Source organism: Alteribacillus sp. YIM 98480 (genome assembly GCF_009765375.1).
Classification (GTDB): Bacteria; Bacillota; Bacilli; order Bacillales; family Marinococcaceae; genus Alteribacillus.
Genome location: NZ_VTOK01000001.1, coordinates 459,893 through 484,595, shown reverse-complemented (window position 1 = coordinate 484,595; position 24,703 = coordinate 459,893). Strand labels below are relative to the sequence as shown.

General features: G+C 37.8%; 26 protein-coding genes. 8 read left to right on the top strand and 18 right to left on the bottom strand.

The window, feature by feature from the left end; translation table 11 throughout:
• Window positions 1-185 precede the first annotated feature (185 nt).
• Complete coding sequence (locus FZF09_RS02190) at window positions 186-332, top strand: hypothetical protein (protein WP_158734907.1); 147 nt, start codon at window positions 186-188, stop codon at window positions 330-332.
• 83 nt (window positions 333-415) lie between these two features.
• On the opposite strand, the gene FZF09_RS02185 is transcribed toward FZF09_RS02190, so the two are convergent.
• Window positions 416-880 carry a hypothetical protein gene (locus FZF09_RS02185; RefSeq protein ID WP_158734906.1) on the bottom strand — a complete coding sequence of 155 codons (465 nt, stop codon included), beginning with the start codon at window positions 878-880 and terminating at the stop codon, window positions 416-418.
• A 143-nt stretch (window positions 881-1,023) separates the two neighbouring features.
• Here FZF09_RS02185 and FZF09_RS02180 point away from each other — a divergent pair, with 143 nt between their 5' ends.
• The 3 genes from FZF09_RS02180 (at window position 1,024) to FZF09_RS02170 (ending at window position 3,209) form a co-directional block, all read left to right on the top strand.
• On the top strand, window positions 1,024-1,374 hold the full coding sequence (locus FZF09_RS02180; RefSeq protein WP_158734905.1) for a 2Fe-2S iron-sulfur cluster-binding protein: 351 nt from the start codon (window positions 1,024-1,026) through the stop codon (window positions 1,372-1,374).
• An 87-nt stretch (window positions 1,375-1,461) separates the two neighbouring features.
• Window positions 1,462-2,388: a S66 peptidase family protein gene (locus FZF09_RS02175; RefSeq protein WP_158734904.1), complete on the top strand. Its 927-nt coding sequence runs from the start codon at window positions 1,462-1,464 to the stop codon at window positions 2,386-2,388.
• Between the two features lie 137 nt (window positions 2,389-2,525).
• Entirely contained in the window at window positions 2,526-3,209 is a 684-nt protein-coding gene (locus FZF09_RS02170) for a superoxide dismutase family protein (protein ID WP_233269373.1), read from the top strand.
• 248 nt (window positions 3,210-3,457) lie between these two features.
• Here the strand turns inward: FZF09_RS02170 and FZF09_RS02165 are convergent, their stop codons facing one another.
• Both FZF09_RS02165 and FZF09_RS02160 read right to left on the bottom strand, forming a co-directional pair.
• Entirely contained in the window at window positions 3,458-4,696 is a 1,239-nt protein-coding gene (locus tag FZF09_RS02165; RefSeq protein ID WP_158734903.1) for a DUF2515 family protein, read from the bottom strand.
• Between the two features lie 130 nt (window positions 4,697-4,826).
• Window positions 4,827-5,144 carry a DUF3889 domain-containing protein gene (locus tag FZF09_RS02160; RefSeq protein ID WP_158734902.1) on the bottom strand — a complete coding sequence of 106 codons (318 nt, stop codon included), beginning with the start codon at window positions 5,142-5,144 and terminating at the stop codon, window positions 4,827-4,829.
• Window positions 5,145-5,276: 132 nt separating this feature from the next.
• On the opposite strand from FZF09_RS02160, the gene FZF09_RS02155 reads away from it, so the two are divergent.
• Window positions 5,277-6,602 carry a DUF2254 domain-containing protein gene (locus FZF09_RS02155; RefSeq protein WP_158734901.1) on the top strand — a complete coding sequence of 442 codons (1,326 nt, stop codon included), beginning with the start codon at window positions 5,277-5,279 and terminating at the stop codon, window positions 6,600-6,602.
• 398 nt (window positions 6,603-7,000) lie between these two features.
• Here the strand turns inward: FZF09_RS02155 and FZF09_RS02150 are convergent, their stop codons facing one another.
• Window positions 7,001-7,519 (bottom strand): hypothetical protein, encoded by a 519-nt coding sequence (locus tag FZF09_RS02150; protein WP_158734900.1) that lies wholly within the window; start codon window positions 7,517-7,519, stop codon window positions 7,001-7,003.
• A gap of 216 nt (window positions 7,520-7,735) precedes the next feature.
• Between FZF09_RS02150 and FZF09_RS02145 the strand changes: the two genes are divergently transcribed.
• Entirely contained in the window at window positions 7,736-8,458 is a 723-nt protein-coding gene (locus tag FZF09_RS02145; RefSeq protein ID WP_158734899.1) for a DUF421 domain-containing protein, read from the top strand.
• 61 nt (window positions 8,459-8,519) lie between these two features.
• On the opposite strand, the gene FZF09_RS22940 is transcribed toward FZF09_RS02145, so the two are convergent.
• Both FZF09_RS22940 and FZF09_RS02140 read right to left on the bottom strand, forming a co-directional pair.
• Complete coding sequence (locus FZF09_RS22940; RefSeq protein ID WP_255450297.1) at window positions 8,520-8,651, bottom strand: hypothetical protein; 132 nt, start codon at window positions 8,649-8,651, stop codon at window positions 8,520-8,522.
• Window positions 8,652-8,825: 174 nt separating this feature from the next.
• The gene (locus FZF09_RS02140; RefSeq protein ID WP_158734898.1) at window positions 8,826-9,605 is read right to left on the bottom strand and encodes a CAP domain-containing protein; all 780 of its coding nucleotides are present in this window, start codon (window positions 9,603-9,605) and stop codon (window positions 8,826-8,828) included.
• A gap of 150 nt (window positions 9,606-9,755) precedes the next feature.
• On the opposite strand from FZF09_RS02140, the gene FZF09_RS02135 reads away from it, so the two are divergent.
• On the top strand, window positions 9,756-10,373 hold the full coding sequence (locus FZF09_RS02135; RefSeq protein WP_158734897.1) for an RsiV family protein: 618 nt from the start codon (window positions 9,756-9,758) through the stop codon (window positions 10,371-10,373).
• A 97-nt stretch (window positions 10,374-10,470) separates the two neighbouring features.
• On the opposite strand, the gene FZF09_RS22935 is transcribed toward FZF09_RS02135, so the two are convergent.
• From FZF09_RS22935 to FZF09_RS02110, 6 genes are all read right to left on the bottom strand, one after another.
• A complete protein-coding gene (locus tag FZF09_RS22935; RefSeq protein ID WP_255450296.1) occupies window positions 10,471-10,602 on the bottom strand; it encodes a hypothetical protein in 132 nt (43 codons plus the stop codon).
• A 109-nt stretch (window positions 10,603-10,711) separates the two neighbouring features.
• Window positions 10,712-12,688, bottom strand: coding sequence for a TRAP transporter permease (locus FZF09_RS02130; RefSeq protein WP_158734896.1), 1,977 nt, complete (start codon window positions 12,686-12,688; stop codon window positions 10,712-10,714).
• A 154-nt stretch (window positions 12,689-12,842) separates the two neighbouring features.
• The gene (locus FZF09_RS02125; RefSeq protein WP_158734895.1) at window positions 12,843-13,916 is read right to left on the bottom strand and encodes a TAXI family TRAP transporter solute-binding subunit; all 1,074 of its coding nucleotides are present in this window, start codon (window positions 13,914-13,916) and stop codon (window positions 12,843-12,845) included.
• A gap of 152 nt (window positions 13,917-14,068) precedes the next feature.
• The gene (locus FZF09_RS02120) at window positions 14,069-15,130 is read right to left on the bottom strand and encodes a DctP family TRAP transporter solute-binding subunit (protein ID WP_158734894.1); all 1,062 of its coding nucleotides are present in this window, start codon (window positions 15,128-15,130) and stop codon (window positions 14,069-14,071) included.
• Complete coding sequence (locus FZF09_RS02115) at window positions 15,130-15,843, bottom strand: response regulator (protein ID WP_233269372.1); 714 nt, start codon at window positions 15,841-15,843, stop codon at window positions 15,130-15,132. The genes FZF09_RS02120 and FZF09_RS02115 overlap by 1 nt, the downstream gene beginning before the upstream one ends.
• A complete protein-coding gene (locus FZF09_RS02110) occupies window positions 15,830-17,443 on the bottom strand; it encodes an ATP-binding protein (protein WP_158734893.1) in 1,614 nt (537 codons plus the stop codon). The genes FZF09_RS02115 and FZF09_RS02110 overlap by 14 nt, the downstream gene beginning before the upstream one ends.
• A 165-nt stretch (window positions 17,444-17,608) precedes the next feature.
• On the opposite strand from FZF09_RS02110, the gene FZF09_RS02105 reads away from it, so the two are divergent.
• Window positions 17,609-18,064 (top strand): hypothetical protein, encoded by a 456-nt coding sequence (locus FZF09_RS02105; RefSeq protein WP_158734892.1) that lies wholly within the window; start codon window positions 17,609-17,611, stop codon window positions 18,062-18,064.
• On the opposite strand, the gene FZF09_RS02100 is transcribed toward FZF09_RS02105, so the two are convergent.
• From FZF09_RS02100 to FZF09_RS02075, 6 genes are all read right to left on the bottom strand, one after another.
• Window positions 18,051-18,188 (bottom strand): hypothetical protein, encoded by a 138-nt coding sequence (locus tag FZF09_RS02100; protein ID WP_158734891.1) that lies wholly within the window; start codon window positions 18,186-18,188, stop codon window positions 18,051-18,053. The genes FZF09_RS02105 and FZF09_RS02100 overlap by 14 nt on opposite strands.
• A 67-nt stretch (window positions 18,189-18,255) precedes the next feature.
• Window positions 18,256-20,250, bottom strand: coding sequence for a DUF6449 domain-containing protein (locus FZF09_RS02095; protein WP_158734890.1), 1,995 nt, complete (start codon window positions 20,248-20,250; stop codon window positions 18,256-18,258).
• Window positions 20,225-21,127 carry an ABC transporter ATP-binding protein gene (locus FZF09_RS02090; RefSeq protein WP_158734889.1) on the bottom strand — a complete coding sequence of 301 codons (903 nt, stop codon included), beginning with the start codon at window positions 21,125-21,127 and terminating at the stop codon, window positions 20,225-20,227. The genes FZF09_RS02095 and FZF09_RS02090 overlap by 26 nt, the downstream gene beginning before the upstream one ends.
• Window positions 21,114-21,500 carry a GntR family transcriptional regulator gene (locus FZF09_RS02085; RefSeq protein WP_158734888.1) on the bottom strand — a complete coding sequence of 129 codons (387 nt, stop codon included), beginning with the start codon at window positions 21,498-21,500 and terminating at the stop codon, window positions 21,114-21,116. The genes FZF09_RS02090 and FZF09_RS02085 overlap by 14 nt, the downstream gene beginning before the upstream one ends.
• Window positions 21,501-21,670: 170 nt before the next feature.
• On the bottom strand, window positions 21,671-23,074 hold the full coding sequence (locus FZF09_RS02080) for a hypothetical protein (RefSeq protein WP_158734887.1): 1,404 nt from the start codon (window positions 23,072-23,074) through the stop codon (window positions 21,671-21,673).
• A 142-nt stretch (window positions 23,075-23,216) separates the two neighbouring features.
• Window positions 23,217-24,701, bottom strand: coding sequence for an aldehyde dehydrogenase family protein (locus tag FZF09_RS02075; RefSeq protein WP_158734886.1), 1,485 nt, complete (start codon window positions 24,699-24,701; stop codon window positions 23,217-23,219).
• Between the last annotated feature and the right edge of the window lie 2 nt (window positions 24,702-24,703).

Sequence of the window (24,703 nt, the reverse complement as noted above, 5' to 3'; positions counted from 1 at the left end):
GAGTCGCCTGCGGCCCGGAGTCGAAAGGGAAGACATCAGACGTTCAGCTTATTTTAATGAACTTCTACTAAGATCGCAGACGTCGACGCATAGGATGTGCTAATGTCGCCAATGCCACAGGACGTGGCGTTTTTGGCGACGAGTGTGCATCGTAGAAGTCACCACATCGTGTGGAAGGACGTCCTGTGACAACGCTGAACTGGCTTGCACAGGAGGTGTTGACTTTTGCGTTGCGACAGGACGTCGCGGTTTTAGCAAAAGTTCCTCTTTATCGTGTGCGCCTGAGCGGCTGGGCGCTGAAGCTAGACATCAAAAACGCCAAATCTTTATAATTTCTTACCTGTTAAAACAAAACCAGGGTCAGCTCTTTTGTGAGAGAACTGACCCTGCTCTTCTATAAGAATGAAAATATTCGTTATGCTATGGTATATACTTTTTCTTCGGGAAAGATAACACTCACGTCTATTTCTTGCTTAGCATTATTAAAGCCAATATCTTCAATAAGCATTGCAGCTTCCTCTTTGAAAAACGGATTGTAACTTCCTTCATTTAATTCAAAAAGACGTTTTAAATATTGTAATTTTTCCTTCATCTTTATATGTTTGAATGTTTGATTACGTAACTCGAATATTTTCTTATGTTCTGGCTGATGAATCATACTAATGTCTTTAGCATTTACAATAAGCCTTTGCCCACTCTCAGTCACACAACCAATTGAACACAATGCAGAACCTATTAACTCAACTTTCGTAATAACTACATTGTGAAATTCATCGCCGCTTGAGAGACGGAGGTACTCACTTTCGATAACACCTCCAACTTTTCTTTCATTCGCAAGGACGGTATACATATCATCATAGCCATTAATCTGGTTTTTCATGCTGATACCTCTCCTTTTCCAGTATATCAATCACCTTTTATGATAACGATTCTCATTATCATAATTGTAAGTGAAAAAAAGCATTAGGTCAATATACATTCTGAATATTAACTGAAATATTTAATAAGGAAAGGTGACTATCTGTGACAAATAAATTGACAATTGGTTCCTTGAAACCAGGAAAACCTGCTTTTAACAAGACACTTGAAAGTTCTTCTGCTCCCCCTCAAGCTTCAGAAGATTTGGTTGAAATCCAACAGCATCAAAAGACATTTAAGATAAAACCTGAGCGCAATAACACCGTTCTTCATAGTGCTTTAAATCAACGAATCAACCTTGACTATAAATGTGAAAAAGGAACATGTGGTAAATGTCGTGTTAAATTATTGAAAGGAAAAAATATGGTATCTTCTGTAAATCAAGCAGAGAAAAAAAAGTTAGGAAATGAAATTGATTCTAACTATCGTCTGGCTTGCCAGGCTAAATTTAACTAATTATTGGAAATTAGTTGATCCTGTGATGATTTTGCCTTTTTTCCATATACATCTATTAAATGTATTAGGAAAAGGCAGGGATAAAAAATGGCGAATAAACCTCCGCTTCTTCAAGCGGGTGACACAATTGGAATCGTTACTCTAGGAAGTCCCATTGATCCAGCTGCTGCAAATCCTCGAATTGAGATATTGCGTGAGTCGGGGTTTAATGTCATATTGGGAGATTATGTATTTGAACGTGACGGTTTTCTTGCTGGATCAGATGAGGAGCGCGCGTTTGATTTTATGCGAATGATTGCAGAAGATGAAGTAAAAATGATTCTTCCTGCGCGGGGCGGCGTTGGAGTGGCTGGTATTCTCCCATATCTTGATTTTCAATTAATTCGTAACAACCCTAAAATAATCACAGGGTACAGTGACATAACAACTGTATTAAATGCTTTATACCAATTTGGAGATCTTGTTACCTTTCAGAGTTTGATGCTGATCGATTTCAGCCTTACCACCCCAGCTTACAATTTTGACCAATTTTATTCCGCTGTGTCTACATTAGAATCCCCCAGGCAAATAGAAAATCCGTCTGATATTCCACTGGTAAGCCGTGTACCGGGAAATGTTACTGCCCCCATTGTTGGCGGCAACCTTACTTCTTTCGTTGGATTGCTGGGCACACCATTTGAAATTGATACTGCTGATAAAATTATCGTTTTAGAAGATACACATGAACCAACAAATACAGTATATCGGTATTTAAAACATCTTGAAATGGCAGGGAAATTTGACGATTGCCTGGGTATTATAATGGGAGAGTGCACAGGATGCTCTGTATCCTATGGAGAATCATATCAAGAAGTGATTGAAAATTTTCTAGTTCCGCTGGAAAAACCACTGATGACAGGATTAACAACAGCTCATGGATTATTTAAAGCAGCTTTACCTATAGGTGCTGTAGCAAACCTTGATACGACAGGCAATACGCTCACTATTGTGGAACCTACCGCTTCCTTTTTTTAGGCATGGGATTATACAAGACCAGTAATATTGAATTATATAGCTTTCTCCGACCTTCTTCTTAACTTTTCCATATCATGTTTACTATAAATCAGAAAAGGCAACAGATTATGGAAATGATTAGAGGAGGATGTATTTTTATGATCAAAAAGAGGAGCTTACTTATTCTTGTATTTTTATTATCATTCGGACTTTACGCTTGTGGACAAGAAGACCTTACGGATGAACCGGGCACCGACGAAAATCCAGGTTCTCCTGACTTAGAAGAAAACGATGGCACCGAGAGTGGAACAGAGGATGAAGCAGATGAAGAAACATCAGAAGGGACAGAAAATGAAAGCAAAGAACAAGAGGAAACAGCAAAACAGGCCCCCATTACAGTTTCATTGATGAACGGTGAAGAAAATGAAATCGGCACCGCTAACTTAGAAGAAACCGATGAGGGGATTAAAATACAGCTTGAAGCGTCGGACCTTCCGGAAGATAGTGAACATGGATTTCACATTCACGAGACAGGAACATGTGAAGGACCAGATTTTGAATCAGCAGGCGGTCATTTTAATCCGGATGATTCCGATCATGGCTTCGACTCAGAAGGTGGACCACATGCAGGAGACTTACCAAATATAACAACAAATGAAAACGGACAAGCATCTGAAGAATTTATTGTTGAAAATGTAACATTGGCCTCAGGACAAGAGAGTTCCTTATTAAATGAAACAGCATTAGTTATTCATGAAGAAGCCGATGACTATGAATCCCAGCCATCCGGAGACGCTGGAGATCGTATAGCATGCGGTGTCATAGAGGAACAAACGGAATAATAATTAAACGAGAAGGGCTGTCCCAAAAGGTTTTTTCCACTTTAGGAAAGTTTAACTTTTTTAAATGATCAAAGTATAAGAAAAACTAGAGCTTCCGCCATATGGACTTGGCGGCAAGCCAAGTTTTTCTAAAGCTGAAATCCCCTTCGCTTCCACCCGCAGGGCACAAGTGCGACATCTACTCCAACTTTCGCTCGGAGTCTACATATATTTCAGCTGAAGTTAATGAAAAAACCGATGAAATGCCGTCAATTGCTACGATCCTGATGTTTCATCGCCCCTTTTGTTAACACGGCAAGTTCCATTTTATTTATTCCAAAACAATATTCGCTCGTCATATCAAAAATAGTTGGAACAGAATAAGTCTGCAAATAATCAAAAACAGACAAATCTTTGAACCATTCAAAAATGTCAGGTGGTTCCACTGGCTTGTCTTCCCAGGCCTCAGTTAAAGCTGGACTGTAAAATAGGGGCGCTCCTGCGATCAATTTGCAAGCAATTATCCTTTCTTTTCCATAACTCCTATGCATATATTCTTCACTGCTTGAAAACATATATTCCCAATAATCGGAGCGGGATCCTGTGTGCCGGTGTCCTTTAGCAAAGGAACATGCCCCGGCATATACCTCTTCGATTCCAAACAAGATGGCATACAATTTTTTCCCAACTTCTATTCGTTCATTTATTTTTTCGAAATTTTCAATAATTAACCCGGCCAATCTATATTTATTCGATTGCCAGGGGAATTTAGATATAGCGTACGGAAATACAACTTGTGTTAATTGAACAGCTTCCTGACCTTTGAATTTCAACGTTTGAAGGACATATTTCTGAAAATATTCACGCTGAATGACTCTGTCTTCAATATAATGCTGCTCATTTATTATTAATGCGACAGTAAGTAACGCAGAATTTTGTTTTTCTAAAAAATGATTCCAAAAAGGACGCATAAATGCAGAAACGTGAAAGACGGGCAATAGGTGAAACAAGTTTTTCTTTTGATTTTTACTTTCTTCATATAAGAGCAGCTGAGGATAGGCGTCTTGAAATATTAAAGCATTAATTCTTTCAAAGAATTCAAATAAATGCTCCCGCTCTTTACTATTTAACAAATAAGGCAGCAAGTCGCCTTTAAGGTCTGTCATACACCATCCGCCATTTCTAGATACCATGTGAGCCAAAAATGCCCAATGGAGTTCCGGATGTTTCAAAAACACCCCTTTGTATGCTTCTGTTCTTGTGACATTATTTCTGTTCTGTTTTGTTGTTTTTTCCTTAATACGTTCTACTAATACTCTCTCATCGGGTAATACAGAAGCAGGAACTTTATTGTTTTGAGCTCCATTCTTTTTTATTTGATCCTTGACCCATTGCACATCTTCCTTTTCTATTATTATTTCTTTCCATCGTTTTTTTGAATGAACATTATGAAGCATGGTTTCGATCTTGCTTTGTGCATTGTATAGAAAATGTTTATATGTAAACAATTGCTTCCCCTCCCGCACAGGTTTGTACCATTTCTTTCTTTTATTTTATTAACCACATACCGCTCCTATTCGGAACGAATGAAAAAAACGAACAGTCCTTCTTTCTAGACTGCCCGTACTCTTTTCATCATTAATCTATTTCTTCAAGAGAAACTTCTATTTGTTCTTCTGTTTGTGGATTCACTAACACATATGCTTTTACTTTTTGTGATTCTCCATTCTTTTCAAGAGTCATCGTAAACGTAAATTGTTCTCTTTCATCCGAAATAACAACTTTACCGTCATAAGAATAATCTTTCAATTCATAATCAGGATATTCCGCTTTTACCTCGCTTACCGCTGCTTGCCCCCATTTGGCATACTCCGGCTGAGCCAGTCCGATGTTTGCCGGAATCATAAACAAGGCTGCCATCACTAACAACATTGTAAGTTTAAAATGACATTTCAACTTAATTTCCCTCCTCTATCCTTTCATTACCTGTATTTTCTTCTAAGTCTATAAAATTATTCAGAAAATGATAATACGAATAAATGAATTCTTGTAGCGGAAACTAGGGAAAAGCTTTAAGGAGGGAAAATAATGTCATTAAAAAATATATTGGCACGTGTCCGCTCTAATTTTTTATACATTCCTTCTTTGTATGGAATAGCTGCCCTCTTGTTAGCTATTGCAAGTATACAAATAGACACTCATATAATGAGTATAGAATATCTTCACCGTTTTATTCCTGATTCTTTGTTCATGGATATTGATTTGGCTCAAACTATATTAGGCTCTATTTCAGCAGCCTTACTTACCATGACGACAATTACGTTCTCCACTATTTTGGTTGTTTTAACTACTTATATATCTGAGTTTTCACCTCGCACCTTACAAAATTTCATTAGTGATCCCAACACACAGCGAGTTTTAGGATGTTTTATTGCTGGTATTATTTATTCGATTCTATTACTGCTTCTTATAAGAGAAACTGAAATGGTTACTCACTTCATTGCTCCTTCTTTTGCCGTTTTATTTGCAATCATTTGTATATTTGTATTTGTGTATTTCATCCACCATGTATCAAGCTGGATTCAAGTGAGCAGTCTTCTGCACTATATAACACGGAGCACCATTGAGAAAATAGACAAGGAATTTAAGAAAGAGACAGAAATAGAAGCTGATGATCCGTGGGATGATTGGGAAAGTGAAGATATTAAACATATAGATCCTCGTATCATTCGTGCTGAACACTCTGGCTATATCCAAAATATTGATATTGAAGGAATGGTTAAACAAGCCCAAAAAGACGATTGTATTGTACGCATTAACGCCAATATAAATGATTACATAGAGAAAGGGGGAGTGTTTCTGTCTATGTGGGAACTAGATACTCCTAATAATCCCAAAACTTATCATAAATTTATTTCCATCGGACCAGAAAGATCTTCCAAGGATACAGTTGAAATAGCTGTAACGAAAATAACAGAGATTGCTCTTAGGGCGTTATCTTCAGGAATAAATGATCCAAATACAGCTGTGAATTGTATTGAAAATCTTGGAAAAGTATTATCTCACTTGGGAAGCAAACACTTGCCCCGTGCATTTCATAATGATGAACAGCGCCAATTAAGAGTAATAATGGAAAAGCCAGATTTTTCAGACTACCTTTACAAATGCTTTTATCAAATCCGTCAACACGGTTTTAAAGATATTTCTGTCTTATCAGCAGGTCTAAAAGCACTGGGGGTTATAGCAGCAAACAATTCGGATAAAATTAAGGATGTTGTATACAAATTCACGGAATATATAATGGAAGGAATCGATCAAGAATCTCTTTTATCTTGGGATAAAGATTATATTAATCGCCAGCTCGAGGAACTTTACAAGGTTTGTGGTCACAGCAGTAAATTCACAAAATTATAACGTGAATGAAAAGGGGCTGTCACAAACGGTTTTTTTCAGCTTAAAATACACTTCGCTTTCACCCTCAGGGCACAAGTGCGACATCTGCTCAAACTCTCTTTGATAGTTCTCGTAGTGTCTTCTTTGCCGTGTGGGTAGCGTTTTAGCTTCCTCGTGAGTAACGTTACTGCGGGAACTTCAGCTGTCGCTTTTCGAAAAACATTCCAAAGGTAAAATACCTTGTAAACTGATAATATTGAAAGTGAAAACCCATTCTTTCCAGTCAAATTGACGGACTCGCTTCACGGCTCTCGCTAATTCCATTAGATTAATGTATTTCGCGCTGGGTCTACGTGTATTTCAGTTGAAATTATTGAAAAAAAGTAACCGCTCTACTTATGGGACACCCCCGGTATTGTTTATTTTATTTCAATTTCTGTTTGAGCCAACGTAGTTACATTACCGTCTTTAACACGGTCAAGGTATAAAACAGCTGCCCCTTTTTTTTGTGCATATGCTTTAACGTTGATGTTTTTCGTTTTCCCGCCTGCTAGAGTGATCTTTCCGGTCTTTCTTTTATCTAACCTTAAGACGTCAGGATTGCTTATTCTAAGTGTTAGTTTTTCATCATTATATTTGTCTAAATAACTAGTGTCGCCGTCTTGTTCAAATAACGCACCAACCTCCGTTGATAGTGTACGTTCCTTACTTTTTAGGACTTTTTCTCCTTCTGGTGTATTCAATATGAAATTCCAATCGTTCTTTTCTTCGACTTCCGACACTCTCTCGTTAAGCATATAATCTACTGCATATTGCATCGTATGAGGCAGCCACTGAGGATTTGTATTCGTTTTTTCGCCTGCTTGTACAGAAATAGCTGGTATCCCCAGCCCCATAAGGATGGCAATCAATAGACCAAGTGTTTTCCTTGGTTTCATATAAATTCCTCCCTTCCCTTATCAATGAAAAACAATATAACCATTTATCGTAACTATTCCTTTCCCTTCCATTACCAAAACATAATATGAAAATAAGGTTTCAGTTATGATACACAATAATTACAATGCTGTTTTGAGTACTACGTATAAATGCTTTGTTTTGTAAGAAAATAAGAGAAGAATTTACCATCTATAACATAAAGGGGTAAAACATTTGTGAATAACTTAATGGATATATTTATTGTTGCGGGACGAATCATTACTATTTTACCTTTGTTGTTATTCATGACTATATTTATGGGGAAACGAGCAATAGGAGAACTTCCTGTATTTGATTTTTTAATTGTGATAACACTTGGTTCAGTAGTGGGGGCTGATATTGCAGATCCAAACGTCCAGCATTTGCCGACAGCAGCAGCTGTTGTGTTCATCGGTGTTCTTCAGCGTTTGGTGGCACGATTAAAAATATCAAACCGTACAATTGGAAAATATATTACATTCGAACCTACTATTGTTATTCAAGATGGTAAAATTCTTCGCAAGAACCTTAAAAAAATACGATATTCTATAGATAACATTCTTGAAGCTTTACGTGAAAAAGATATATTTGACATCAGCCAAGTAAAAACAGCAGTTGTAGAAGCCAATGGAAATGTGAGTGTTTTAAAACAGCCATTAAAAAACACAGTCACCTTAGAAGACATGAATTTAACGACTAAAACTGCCTCCATTGCTTTTCCTGTCATTATGGAAGGCCAAATGTATCCAGGCGTATTACAAAAATTTAATGTTGATGAAATTTGGCTGCGGCATCAACTAAAAGTTCAAGGAGTCGAAGATATGAGTAACGTCTTTTTTGCCTCTATTAATGAAAATCTGGAAATTCATATTTCCTTAAAAGAAGAACCTGGAATAACTGTCCCACCTATATACAATTAATTTGAAAAACTCGGCTCTCCGTAAAGCCCTATGGCAAAAGGCGTACTTGTAATTTGATCCTTTAACATAAGAAAAGCGCAAGCGCCTTGCTCACGAGCGACAAGGCTGGAGGGGCGGCATATGGAAAGCTGATCTTTGCTTTCCATTGACGAACCGAAGGAATCTCGAGTGAGTAGGCGCTTGTGCTAGACATGTAAAACGCCAACTATTTATAATTTCTTACCTTTTTAGAAAAACTTGACTTGTCGCCAAGTCCTTAATGGTGAAATCCTTATTTTTTCTTATACTTTATCCCTTTAATAATGTTAAACTTTCTTAAAGTGAAATGAAAAACCGCCTTTTTACAGGCGGTTGAACACATTTAGAATTATTTCCCAATAAACATTTGCGTCCAGTGATTCCCTTCTTCTACATATCCTACACCTATATGCGTTACCTCTTTATTTAAAATATTTTTACGGTGGCCTTCACTATTCATCCAAGCTTGAACGACTTCTTCTGCAGACCCTTGACCTGCGGCAATGTTTTCAGCTGCAGCAGTATAGTCAACTCCGAAGTCATTCAGCATATTAAATGGACTTCCATAGGTCGGTGAATTATGTGCAAAATAATTGTTTTTTGCCATGTCTTCTGATTTAGCTTGTGCTACTTCTGCTACTTGCGAATCTGCTTTCAGAGCGGACAATCCATTTTTTTCTCGTTCTTGATTGGTTAACTCAATTACTTGCTGTTCAATACCTGATCCAGCGTCGCCTTCATCAGAAGAATCTTCTTTCTCTTGAGATTCGTCAGGCTGTTCAGCTGATTGATCTGGTTGCTCTTGTTCTGATTCTTCTGGAACGTTGAACTCTTCTGCATTTGGCACTTCCACTTCTGGATCTTCAATTTCTAAATCAGGGTTTGGTACAGGCAGCATTGGTGTTTCTCCGCCATCTCCGTCTTCCTCCCCTTCCGGAAAAAGATTAAATGGGAAACGATTATTATTTTGTTGTCTTTCTGTATTTTCTGCACCATCTCCCGGTGTAAAACCTATTTGTTCATATTCATTATTTCTCTGGTCACCAGCACCCTGATTACCCGTATTACACCCTGTAAAGATTGTTGTTATTAATATACATGATAAAAGCATAAATACTTTTTTACTCATCTTGTTCCCTTCTTTCTTTATAAAAAGTCAAAATGCTATTACTAATATTTACAGCATGTTTTTTTTTATTCCCTTTCTTCTATTTGTTCCATTATTGACATAGCAAGAATAGGCTAATGTATAAATTCATATTGACAAGGGTTGATTAAAATGGAACGATACCGTCTGCCGGTCCCTGTTCATTCCTACTCCATTATGGCACCGAACATTTCGATTTTTTTTCCGCAGTTAATGCTGTTAAACCCAATGCATCAACAAAAATTAAACGACGCCATTTATAACAAGATGGATGGGATGTTTTTACAAGTAAAAGAGCTTGGGTATTATGAACCAGGCGTGACAGAGATCATGGGAAATTACGAAATGAAAAACAATCAGCGCGGTATTGTAAGTTTCACATTCACGCTTTTTGCTAATATGCCTTCGCTCGCACATCCAGTCGAATTTATGGATTCGCTGACTGCCGATGCTCAATCAGGAGAAATTTACCAATTAAAGGATTTATTTAAACAAGGAAGTGACTATGAAGCCCGTATTAATGCCATTATTGAGGAGCAAATTAAACAAAGGGATATACCGCTTTTGAATGGATTTCCTGGAATTTCTCCAAATCAAAAGTACTATATTGCCGATAAAACGTTGGTTATCTACTTTAATGAATATGATATATCACCTGGGTATGCAGGGTTTCCAATGTTCCCCATTCCAACTTTTGAACTCCAAGACATCACTAAAGAAAATAGTCCGCTTGACGTTTTGTCTGTGTAACAGAGAAGCCGTCCCGTAATAGTAATAGAGGGACGGCTGACGCATACTCATCTGATATTACATGCAACACCTAGTTTGATCAGCGTTTAAATACGGGTTAATCTAAGAAAAGCACAAGCGCCTTGCTCACGAGCGACAAGTCCTGGAGGGGCGGCATATGGAAAGCTGATCTTGCTTTCCATTGACGAACCGAAGGAATCTCGAGCGAGTAGGCGCTTGCGCAAGACATGTAAAACGGCAACTATTTATAATTTCTTATCTTTCAAAAAAAGAGGACCCCTTTTTCAAAGGTCCTCCTTACGTTCATTTATTGATATATTTTTGCAAACAACGGAATATTAAGATGGGATGCCTGAATGTTCTTCTGTCTTTTTTTCAACAGCAGCTATTTTTTGCAGAATAAAAGCCACTATCGCTAAGCCTATAGCCAGAAGGTCAAACCAGATGTTTGTGTTTATTAACGATATCGCTGCTCCAAGTAAAAGAAGTCGAACAACCCAGCCTGCCCGGCCTTTTGAAAACCAGCCTTGAACCGAAGCCGATAAGAAATAAATTCCTGCTCCTGCTGTAACAGCTGCGAGTATAATCGTTCCTGCGTCTCCCATCATAAAGAGGGAAGGACTATAAATAAACATATATGGCACAATAAATGCTGCTATTCCAAGTTTAAATGCTTGCACCCCTGTTTTAAAAGGATCTTCACCTGCTACACCTGCCGCTGCATAAGCTGCCAAGGCAACTGGAGGCGTAATGGCGGACATCACTGCAAAATAAAAGACAAACATATGAGCAAATAATGGTTCAAACCCTATTTCAATCAGACCTGGAGCAACAACTGACGCAGCTACAGCATATGCAGCAGTGGTCGGCATGCCCATTCCAAGTAAGATGGAAATAAACATAGCAAAAACAAGCGCAAGGAACTGATTTGTATCCGCCACTCCAAGCAGCATGGAACTAAATCTCATTCCTACTCCAGTTAAGGCAATAACACCAACAATTATGCCAGCACAAGCACAAACCGCCAATAATTGAATGGTGTTTCTCATTCCTAGATCAAATGCGCCTATCAGTCGGCGAATACCCATTTTATTCGTTTTAGTGAACCAGCTTATTACAAAACAAGCAATAATAGCAGCTGTACCTGATCGAATAACGGAATACCCATTAACAAGCAAATAAATAAGAAGCACTACTGGCAGAAACAAATAGGCTTGTTTTACAATTCCTTTAAAAGAAGGCAAATCTTTCCGCTTAATACCTTTCATCCCACTTTTTAGAGCTTGAAAATCTACCATAAAATAGACCGAAATAAAATATAAAAAAGCAGGTATTGTAGCGGCAACAATGATTTCAGCATAAGGGATACCAGTCACTTCTGCCATAATAAAAGCACCAGCTCCCATAATAGGAATCATAATTTGTCCGCCAGCTGATGCGGTCGCTTCTGTAGCCGCCGCAAATCGTCCATTATAGCCTACACGCTTCATTAACGGAATAGTAAGGGATCCGGTTGCTACAGCATTTCCGGCAGACGTACCATTCATCATTCCCATTAAACCACTAGAAAGAACGGACACTTTAGCCGGACCACCACGCATTCCGCCAGCAAGGGAAAACGAAAAGTCTATAAAGTAACGACCGACTCCTGACATTTGTAAAAAAGCGCCAAAAACAATAAATAATAAAATATATTTCGATGATACGTCGAGTGTCACACCAAACACACCATCCACAGCAAATATATACGTAACAAACCGGTCAAATCCATATCCACTGTGATTTAATAAACCAGGAAGCCAAGGTCCCAAAAATACATAAGCGATAAAAACACCAGCTAAAATAGGCAGTGTCCAGCCACTCGTACGCCGTGTTAACTCAAGAACAATAACTAACCCTATGACTGCTGTTACCGTGTCGAGCATTTCAGGCATAACACCTACTCTAAACAATAAAGAAGAAACATTCGTTGTAATATAATACGTTACCCAAAGAGTAGCAGCAATTAATAACCAGTCTATTGCATGAATTTTGTTCGATGTTGTACTCCAGCCTTTATATAATATAAATCCTAGTATCGCACCAAATGCTAAGTGAATGGTCCGAAATACCCACGGCTCCATTGGACTTAAATTTAAAACGTATAAATGAAAAATAACAGCAGCTACTGCTATCGTTGTAAACGCAATTTTGACAACTCCCGACAACTCACGCGTATTCGGTCCCCCATCTGCTGCCTCTTCTATTTGTTTTGCTTGATCGTCTGATAATAACGATTCTTTTTCGTCTGGTGAACGTTGGTCTTTCTCTGCCATATTTTTTACTCCTTTCCGTTTTATGAGACGGTAACTTTTCAGCCTTCAATACGAAAAGAACCTGAGTATCGTATGGTTCAACACCCTATTGAAGACTGAAATACCTTTCAATAATAGGCAGGCCTTTTTAACAGGCCCGCCCCACATTTATTTATTACTCTTCCCATTCAGACGGGTATACATCTTCTGGCAGATCAATACCCTCTTCTTCGTAAAATTTAATAGCACCAGGGTGCAATGGCATTACATCATTTTGAAGAATTGCTTCAATTTCAGCTTCTTCTGCAGCAGAATGCGTATCCATCAATTTTTCTTGGTTTTCATGGTATGCTTTTACTAAGTCGTACACGAATTCTTCATTTGCTTCCTTATGCACAATTCCAAAGTTAAACATTGCAATTGTTTCTAAATCTTCATCCAGCTGGTTGTAGGTGTCTGCTGGAATAGTGTATTCAAAGAAATATGGATATTCCTCGATGACTTTTTCGCGCTGTTCTCCGTTAATACCAAAGAAATTAATATCACGCTGAGCCTCTACCTCACTTACCGCAGAGATTGGAATACCAGCCGCAAATCCTATTACATCAAGCTGTCCATCCATTTGTTGACTTACCATATCACTAGCCCCAGCTTGTACGGGATCAACATTCAATTCAAGCGCATCGTGAATAAGTGGTAAATACGTTCCGGACGTTCCACCTGCAGGTCCAACACCAACTTTCATACCATCCATATCGTCTATACTTTCTACACCACTATCTTCAAGAGACCACCAGTGAAATGGAGTTGTATACATTGGGAAGGTTACGCGAACATCTTCCATTTTATTTCCTTCTGTCCATTCCCCTGTCCCTGTTACTCCTTCATATCCTGGTCCAAGTGTTACAAGACCGATATCTTGATCTTTTCCATTTGTTAACTGCATATTATGAACAGGACCACCAGTCACTTCTACGTTTGCCGTAATATCTAATTCACTTTCCAATAATGAACCAATTCCACCGCCATAAATATAGTAAGTACCGCCTTGTGATGCTGTACCAATTTTGACGGTAGAAGGATAGTCATCATAAGAGATTTCTTCTTCGGAAGCTTGCTCTTCTCCATCTGCACTTCCATCAGCACCATCTTCTGCGCCGCTGTCATCAGACCCGCCGCAAGCCGCAGCAAATAAAATACCAGCACCGCTCACTGCAGATAAAAGCGTACGTTTTAAATATTTTTCCATGATTTTTCCCCCTGTGTTATATAGAATATTTTCACTTTTTGAATTATAAAGCGTTTACATTATAATTTCAGTATTTGGTCTTAAATATCTTTTTGGTCTTTTTGTTCATGAACATAAAAACAGCACTCTATAGCTGAAAATAGAGTGCTGGATTAGGAGATATCATATTTTTTCTGTAATTTCTTTAATTCTTTTATTAATTCTTGTCCGATGTTTTCCTCATATTGTTTATAAACTGGTGTAAACGTCTTTTTCCATTTTTCTTTCTCTTCAGCAGTTAATTCATGTATTTCCATCACATTTTGTGTTTTCATTCTCTCTAACATTTCATTATTAATGTCTTTTGCATGGGTCCGCAGCCATTCTGTTGTTTCATCCATTGCGTCCTCTATAGCTTGCTGATGTTCAACCGGCAGCCTGTTCCACATAGACTTGTTCGTAAGTACAGCATACCCTAAATAGTTATGGCGGCTTATCGTCATATAACGCTGCTGCTCATAAAAACCTTTAGAATAAATATTAGAAAGTGTATTTTCTGTTCCGTCTATTTTCCCATCGCTGAGCAAAGAATAAACACTATTAAATGGATAGGTTTTTGGATTGGCATCCACCTTATGATACGTTTCTGACAAGACCTTACTTGGCATCACTCTCATCGTAAGCCCTTTCAAATCTTTAGGATCTGTAATGGGACGAATATTGTTCGTAATATGTTTAAATCCGTTTTCCCAAAAGGCAAGCCCTTTATAATGAGAAGTTTCAATACTCTCAAATAGTAATTCACCGATTTTTCCTTGAAAAGCTTCTTTTACCATTCTTTCGTTCTCAAAAGCAAATGGGAAATCCATTACCATCCATTTATTATCACGAACAGCTATTTCAGAAAAAGCCGGTGCAATAAAATGTACTTGATTATTACGTAAAGCTTCAAACTCTTCTTGCGCTTCGTAAAGCATCCCATTCGGATATACTTCCACTTCGACCCAGCCATTCGTTTTTTCCTTCACTGCCTGGGCAAAATAACGAGCAGCTTTCCCTTTAGGTGTGTTTTCTGCTGTTACATAACTAAATTTCAAAGTCACTTTTTCATTTAAACCTTTCACTTCTTCATCTTCAGCTGCGATGTTTTGATTTTCCTCATAACCAAAACCAATATACAAAGATGTCATTAAACCAATTACGACAAAAGCAGCAATGGTAATTAAATTCTTCATTAACCTGACTCCTCTGAGTTGTCTATCCTTTTATACAACTGAATCGGTCTTCCAATTTGTCCATAGGTTAATTCAATTTTTACTTTTCCTATACTTTCAAGATAATTTAAATATCTTCTTACGGTTACCCGTGCCAGCCCGATATCTTGACCAATGTCCTCTGCTGACAGAGGTGTTTGTATTTTATTGAGAAAATCAACGACTTGCTCTAGGGTCTTTTTTTGTAAACCTTTAGGAAGTTCATCTTGCTGCTGGTCTTGATTTTCTCCAGACAAAATCATCTCATCAAGCTCATTTTGGGACATCTCTTCCCGGTTAAGAAATTGTGCACTTCGTTGTCGGTATTGAGTTAATGCCCTTTTCATTCTTTCAAACGTAAACGGTTTTACAATATAGTCAATGACACCTGCTCTTAGTAAGTCTTGAATGGTTGCTGTATCATTTGCAGCTGTCACAGCTATGATATCGATATTAATTCTTGCTTCTCTTAAATACTGAATACACTCTATACCATCTTCATTAGGCATATAAACATCGAGCAATACGAGGTCAGGTTCGATTTCGTTCACAAGTTCCCTGCCTTTTTGGCCATCGGCTGCTACTCCAGCTACGGAGAAACCATCCACTTTTTCGATAAACATTTTATTAACTTCCTGTACCATCGGGTCATCTTCAATTAACAGGATTTGGATGTCTGTTTTAGCTTGTTTCACTCTGATGGCCCTCCTTTCTTTTCATAGGAAGTATGATCGTTATTTCTGTGCCCTGCTTATCAGATGTAATATCTATTTGCCCATCTATTCTGTCTACAATCGACTTAACCAAAAACATACCAATACCCCGTCCTTCATTGCTTTTCGTAGAATATCCTCTTTCAAAAATATGTTTTAATACAGTTTCTTTCATTCCAGTGCCATTATCCTCTACTCTTATTAATAATGCTTGTTCGCTCTCTAGAATATGGACAAAGACTTTTTTGTCGTTATCTTCTATATTTTTCATCGCGTCAAAACTATTATCAATTAAATTTCCAAGAATAACGACTAAATCGTTGGAATGGATTCCTTCCGGATATTGATTAAAATAAGAGTTTCTATTCAAAGACAGTTCAATCCCCAGCTCTCTTCCTCTACTTGATTTTCCAATTAACAGCCCGGTGATGCTATCATCATGAATTTGATCACTTACCCTTTTTATAAAATTGTTTTCACTATTTGTTACATCATAAATAAATTCAAGCGCTTTTTTACCTTCATCCATTTGAATCAAGCCAGCAATGGTATGAAGTTTATTTGAATATTCATGATTTTGAACTCTAAGCGCATCCACAAACGTTTTTACCCCAGTTAATTCTTCGGCTAACCGGTTCACTTCTGTTTTATCTTGAAAAATAGCTACAGCCCCTATAGTTTTATTATTCACTTTTATAGGAATGCGGTTACTTAAAATAGCTCTGTTTTGTACGTAAAACTCTTTTTGAAAAACTGCTCGATTCATCTCCAATACTTCAGGAAGTCTGGTATCAGGGATAACTTCTTTAATGGGTCGACCGATAGGCTCTCCTGCAACACTAAGCATCTTTTTTGCAGCATGATTCATAACCGTTATTTTTTCTTTTTCATCGATGGCAATGACCCCTTCATGGATGGCATGAAATGTGGCTGTTCGTTCCACTAAAACCCGCGCTAAATCTTCTGGCTCCATTTCAAACGTTTGATTTTTAATATGGGATGCTAAAAGCCATGCTCCCCACGTTCCAAATAGAATCGTAATGATAAATATAAGTATGGCAGGATTACGGAATTCTTCAATAAGTGACATAGTAGATGGCAAAATATTACCGCTTACTACGACACCTACTTGTTCCTGATTATCATTCATAATGGGTACGAATGCTCTTACCGTAATATCGTCATTTGCTTTTGCTTTTGTGGTATAAACATGCTCTGAAAAAGCTGCTTCTGCATCATCACTGTTAAAATAAGAATAAAGTCTATCCGGGATTGGATGTGATAAACGAATTTTATTCATATTTAAAACAACGACATAATCGATTTTGTTCAATTTACGAATTCGTTCAGCTATGGGTTGTATTTGATCAGCACCATCTAGCTCAGTTACTGATTCTTTAACAGTTTGATTTTGAGCTAAATTTTGAGAAGTAATCATTGCTCGTTGTGTTAACTCTTCTTCTTTTACGTCTGATGCATAACCAAGCAATATAATGCCTATCATTATAAAAGTAAATAATACAATACTAAAAACCAAAAATGTGATCTTGCCGCGAATGGGCATACGGCCAATGATTCCCACCTTAACTCCGTCCTTATGTCATTTTTTCTCACTATATCATAAGTCCTGTTCTTATACATTAAAGATTACGTTTTTAGGCTCCTGAAAGGAAAGCACGCCATTTTTCGGATTGGCTTGAACCATGCTATAATAAATACTTAGATATCAAAAACTTGTGGAGGATATATGCTGACATTTGAAGAGAAAATAAAAATTATAGAAACTTTTCCAGAATTGACAAAAAAAGAAGTGTCACTGGGACGATTGAATTTTCAGTTTGAAGATAGTGTATATGATAAAAAGAATGTCGTTTATCATTTACATCCAAATGGTAATGGCTTTGTTTATGCCGGTTTGCTTGAAGAATACGACTCTGATGAAAAAGGGCTGGTTAACATTCGGAACTTTTCTGAAGAAGAACTTCGCTCTATTATTAATGCTTCTATTTCATCTCTATCTGCCAATGATTCAGACCAGGAAATGTATTTAGAAGAATGGATTAATGACAATGACCAAGTACTTGTCCTTCTTAAGGAAGGAGATGAATGGAATGTGTATGCAGACACCGATCTTGATGGCACCTTCAACTCTTATCCGGAAGCAGCAGATTACTTGGAAAAAGAAGGATTCAAACGGGAATAAGAAAAGCGCAAGCGCCTTGCTCACGAGCGACAAGTCCTGGAGGGCCGGCATATGGAAAGTTGATCTTTGCTTTCCATTGATGGACCGAAGGAATCTCGAGCGAGTAGGCGCTTGCGCTAGACATTAAAACGCCAACTATTTATAATTTCTTACCTTTTAAGAAAAACTCGCCATTTCGGCGAGTTTTTTATCTATTCGTTGTTATAAGCTGATATAATCTCGTCTGGCACCTGATTTTCAGGAAAAACACCGTACAATTCTATTCTACGATTATTGGTAAGGAACCGAACAAAATATTCCCCTTCTCCAATGTTTCTGTATTGTTCTAATGCTACTTCTATTACTTCTGTATCTTCCACTTTAACAGATTGCTCCATGCCTTGTTCGCTTTGTTCTCTAAAAACTTGATCGGGATATGGTGTGCCACGCGTTCCACCAGGCACCCGCAGTATTTCTAGTGCATTAATGTCTTCTGGCATTAATCGAGCCTGTTCTAAATATCCTTTTTCGTCTAGCCATTGTTCTAATTCATAAAACGATTTTTTCCATGGAATATCAGGCTGTGGTTGATTTAGTGATGGATTCTCTTCTTGTGTCGTAGATTCTAACAAGATATGTCCCCAGTTCATCCCAGCTGCGGTCATTTCATTTAGTTTCATTGAAGAAATTTCATATTTTAATATTTGCTGAAGTTCTTTTATTTCGTCTGTATTCGTTATTGTAACGTTCTTTTGTATAGGCCCGCTTGCTGTAATAACGATGTTATCAAGCTCTTGATCAAGTTCATCAACGTGATATTGCATTCGTTTATACGGTTCTGACTCCATAATACCAGCTAATTTTTCCTCCACTGCCTCGATCGGCAGCTCATATTGACGTACAAGCGTTGAACCGTTTTCCAGCTGATAGGCTATCACGTATCGGTTGTTCCCATATGGCGTATGGGCATCTACCTCTTCAGGCTTTGTATTTACAATATGTTCATGTATTTCTTTAACATTTTTAATATAGCTCTCATCCGAAATAAAAACGTCAGAATTCTCCTTGTTTGTCAATGGGAACACATCGTTGCCAAAGTATACACTTTCGATTTGATTATGATCTGGAACATTGGACTCATAACCGAGAACATCCATATTAATAATACATGCTAGTATGACCATCACACCAGCATAACCAGCATAATGAAAAAACGTTTTCCCATTCCAAATTCTCCATGTCTTTTGAAGAATCATTTCTGCGATAAGATAACCGAGGAGCGAAGCGAATATATAACCAAACATCAGCCATCCCATTGTTCCGTACTGTTCAAAATATACACCTCCCAAGAGCATCGCACAAATGGTTACTCCGTATTTAAAAATGGGACGCAGCGGTTGAAAGGTAATCGCTTGGCCAGCCATTTCGACTTGACGGATTTTGTATAGGATATAACCAGCTGCGCCAAACAGCACAGTTAAAAGCAAGTAAATGAGTATTTTTCCGACCGGAATGTCCGGAATGTGATTAAACTCACTCATCATAACAATTGGTGCCCATCTGGTAACCGTTTCTCCTGTATAATATTGATTAGAAAATCCATACATATAATAATTAAGATTGGTGCTAATTAATACAAACAAACCTGCCGGAAGCATCAAAATAATGAAAGTTAGAATACCTTGAGCCACAGACATCCCTGTCATCATGCCAATGAATACCGAAAAACAAAAATAAAATAATGACATGATTGTCATAACAATGGTCCAGATCCATACGTCAGCAGCAGAAATGGATTCAAACACAGAATAAGCATTAACTGCCATTGAAGCAGCAATTGCTGTTATCCATACAGGAATCATTAACATAAGCGCAGCGGTGATCATATGATTGACATACAAAGCACCTCTTTTTATCGGCAAACTGTGTATCATGTCGGCTGCGGACTTTGTCTGTAAATATCGAAACAGAAAAATACCTGCTATGATCGGTACAATGAACGACATTAGTAATTGCATAGGAAATCCTATATTAAATAAATGTTCGATATGTTGATATTGCGTGCGATTTTCATCAGCAGCATATAACACCATTTGCAATGGAACAGAAAATAGCAGACCTATAAGGTAAATGAGACTAATCCATCCATGTTGCTTCATATTTTGTTTTTGTATACCTGGATTAAATAAGGATGTTTTCAATTTCATAGCCGACCCCTCCCATCTCATAAATAAAAATTTCTTCTAGCGTAAGCGGCAGCATATCAAATACCAACGGCTGGGAAGATCGAATGATTTCTTCTATGTGTTGTTTTTGACCTTTTCCAATTAAAAGATTTACACTTCCTCTTTTTTCTTGATGAAGAATATTCAACTGCTTTAGCACGGTTGTTTCTTGTTCTGATGATGAAAATGCAACTTGAATTTTATGTGTATCTGTTTTCAAATCGTCTAACTCTTTTTCAATGACTAATTTTCCTTTATGCATAATGCCAACATGATCACAAATATCTTCAATTTCTCTTAGATTATGAGAAGAGATAATTACCGTTAAATCTCTTTCTGCTACATCCTGAAACAATAAATTTTTAATTTTCTGGCGCATGACAGGGTCAAGTCCATCAATTGGTTCATCTAGTATCAAAACATTCGGCATACAAGATAGAGATAACCAAAAAGCTGCTTGACGCTGCATCCCTTTTGATAATCGTTGTACTTTTCGATATGGATCTATATTAAATACTTGCTGTAATGCTTGATACCGTTCTTGATTCCAATCTGGATAAAACGATCTGTAATAATCTGCCATTTGTTGTATTGTGGCTTGCGGAAAAAAGTAAAGGCTGTCTGGAATGAAAACTACTTTTTGTTTTAAAGATACATTTTCATAGATTGATTGTTTTTCAATGTGAACATTTCCATGATCAGGCTGATAAATGCCTGCCAATATTTTTAACAATGTCGTTTTCCCCGCTCCATTGGAACCAAGCAGACCATATATAGACCCTGTCTTGATAGATAATTCAATCGTATCTACTGCTGTTTCTTTTTCAAATTTTTTCGTTACTCCTTCAACGTGTATCATCTTGTTCTCCCTCCTCTTGCACTTCCTCAAACCAATGCTCTAGTTCTTCTTTCGTCAAGCCGAAATAAATAGCTTCTTTCAACAAAGCTTGAAACTGCCCCTTTAATTCTTCTAATTTTTTATCATTTGATATCCATTCAATGGGAGCCACAAAATACCCCTTTCTGTTTGCTGAGTATAAATAGCCTTCTCTTTCTAGTTCGCGATAGGCTTTTTGTATTGTATTTGGATTTATCGTTAATTCTTTAGAAAGCATACGAACAGAAGGAAGCTTTTCATCTGGGCTCAATACTTTAGAAACAATCAGTTCTTTAATATTATCAATGAGCTGCTCATATATTGGCTTTCGGCTTCGCACATCTAATTCAAACAAAACATCCCCTCCTTTTTATATTTTTGTCTCATCTGTATTATTTGTATTAACACAGATAATTTTAATCAATTTTTTCCAATATGTAAAGGTTATTTTGTTAAAAAGGAAAGATCAATCCCTTCTTGTTTAAATAAAAAAACCCGCCTATTGGCGAGTTTCAGCACGGTCTGTTATGCGTTTGCCTTATTTTGCATATCTCGATAAAGCTGCTGATATGCTTTTGACTCCTCTTTTTTCCCTGCTTCTAAATATATTTTTGAAAGCCAGCGTACAGGAAGAGGATCTGATTTGTCCATCTCCATTTCCCAGCTGAAACACTCAATGGCCTGATCAAGCTGATCAAAATGATAATATAACTCACCTAACTGCCGCTGTTTATCGGGATCATCACTGAGCTGTTTCATTTGTTCTATACGTTTTACCACTAACGATTGGGAATAAATTTCTTTAATAGGATCAAGCCAATTGGAAATATAAGAGAGGTCGCGGCTTTCCATTAATTGAGTGACGCACTTTTGCAGAATGGTCTCTGCTTTTCTTGGTTGTGTTTTAAAAAGAGAGGCAAGGTAGGAGTTGAGCTCTTCAACTTGAATATCCGCTGAAACAACATCTATGTTTTCTAACATTGTTTCTAACGTCGACCATTGTTCTTCTTTAAGAGACATGTGGTGTTTGTTCATTAATTGGACGGATGAATTAAGATGATGATACTTTAGATAAAAACGGAGTAACTCATACTGAAGGGATTCTAAATTCGGAATGCGCTGATATAAATCTTCCAAGATAAAAAGAAGATCAGTATGTGTGTATTGCTTATTAAGTAATTGCTGGAGTTGATTGTAATAAACAGCAGATGAAGTTTGGATAAGCTGATTCATTAACAAAGCCAGAGCATCTATCCAACGCTCCTCATTATTAAGAAAATCGATAAGCTCCTCGGCTCTTTCCGGATGTTTTTTCCGACGGGCAAACAAAGCTTTTTCCACAAATAAAGGGTCTTTTTCCCATAAAGTGCCGGCCATCTCTTGATACATCATTTTGAATTTTGCATATCCTAATTCATTTGCTGTTTGCTTTACCCAGCTGTGCTTTGGCGTAAAATCCAACAATATACGCAAAATACGGTAAGCAGCAAATAATTGGCCATTGCGGCGATATTGATAAAAGTAGGCTTGAATGTCTTTAAAAAGTTTTCTCTTTGGGATAAACGCATCGAAGAAAGTTAGAATAAGGGCGGTTTCATGAGGGGTATACTGTTTTTGCAGTTTTCCGTGCATCTGATTGAAGCTTCGTTTTTGAAAAGTTCCTTCAGAAGATAAAACCGTGCGGCAAAAAGGGTGGGCAGAAGGAAATGTCATTCCATGTTTAAAAGCTTTTTCTAAGTGAGAACGCCGTCGTACACTTGCTGCTTTTAAAGCAGTAAGATATTCGTCTTTATAGAAGAAAAGATAATAAACGCCTCTATTTTTATCTACCGTTTCTACAATCTTGCTTTGGAGGTAAACTGCCATTCTTTGCGGCTGAATCGATATTCTTTTTTTGCCATCAATAATCAAGTAATCGAGGTTTTCCATTACTATCCCTCCTATTTCTTCTCCCAAACATATCATACTTTTTCTATAATTTCATCAATCAGATGTATGTACAAAGAGTTGACGAATACAAGAAGGGTTTCCCGCAAGCATTGACACTTTTGAGAAACCCTTATTTCAACTGCTAATTATTATCTATTTGAGCGCGCTGAAGTTTACCGCTGTAATCTACGTACACACTTTTCCATTCTGTAAACACATCTAATGAAGCGGTTCCGGAATCACGGTGGCCGTTACCTGTTTTCTTTGTTCCTCCGAATGGCAGATGGATTTCAGCCCCGGTTGTCCCCGCGTTTACATAGACAATTCCCGTATCCATTTCATGCATGGCCCGAAATACTTCATTTGCATCCTTTGTAAAAATGGAACTTGATAATCCATAAGCTGAATCATTATTAACCCGCATTGCTTCATCGAAATTTTCTACAGGTATGATAGCTATAACCGGTCCAAAAATTTCTTCCTGAGCAATTTTTGCACTTGGTTGAACGTTTGTTATTATTGTCGGTTCATAGTAATTGCCTTTACCTTGCTGCCCTTCACTTAGGATACGGCCGCCGCACAGAAGTTCGCCTTCTTTTCTGCCAATTTTAACGTATTCATGAATATTTTCTAATGCTTGGCGGCTGATCACAGGGCCAACATCCGTCTCTTCTTTCGCTCCATCTCCAATTGTTAGCTCTTTTGATCGTTTTACGAGAACTTTTTCTAGTTCTGTTTTTATATCCTGGTGAACAATAACACGGCTCGCAGCAGTGCAGCGCTGCCCGCTTGTTCCAAAACTGCTCCATAAAATACCGTCCACTGCCAAGTCAATATCTGCACTATCCATTACCGTAATGGCATTTTTTCCGCCCATTTCCAGTGATACCTTTTTCAGCATACTACCGGCTTTACTAGCTATCAGACGGCCCGTTTTGGTAGAACCAGTAAAGGATACAATGTCGATCTGCTCGTGCTCTACGATGGCATTTCCAACTGTTTCTCCTGCACCATGTACGAGGTTAACAACCCCTGCAGGCAGACCGCATTCATCTAGAATACGAACAAAGGCATTTGCCATCCCTGGTGTCTCTAAGGCCGGCTTCCACACTACCGTGTTGCCGCTTATGATGGCAGGGAACATTTTCCAGCTGGCAATCGCAATCGGAAAATTCCACGGGGTTATTAATCCAGCAATTCCAACAGGACTTCGAATACTCATCGCATGCTTGTTAGGAAGTTCAGCTGGGACAGTCTGCCCGAATAATCGGCGGCCTTCTCCTGCCATATAAAAACCCATATCAATTGCTTCCTGCACTTCACCGCGTGCTTCTTGGATTGGTTTACCATTTTCTGCGGTTAAAATCTGAGAGAGTTCTTCTTTTTGTTCTCTCAATTTTTGAGATATTTCAAAAAGCATTTCACCTTTTTCCGGTGCAGGAACTGTTTTCCAAAATAATTGTGCACGTTTAGCTGCATTTACAGCTTCATCCACCTCTGAAGGAGAGGACAGATTAACCTCAGCCAGTACTTTCTCATTTGCCGGATTAATTACTTTTTCCGATTCTCCTTGTGCACTTTTCCATTCGCCGTTAATATAATTTTGATAAGCATAGCCTGCTTTCATGA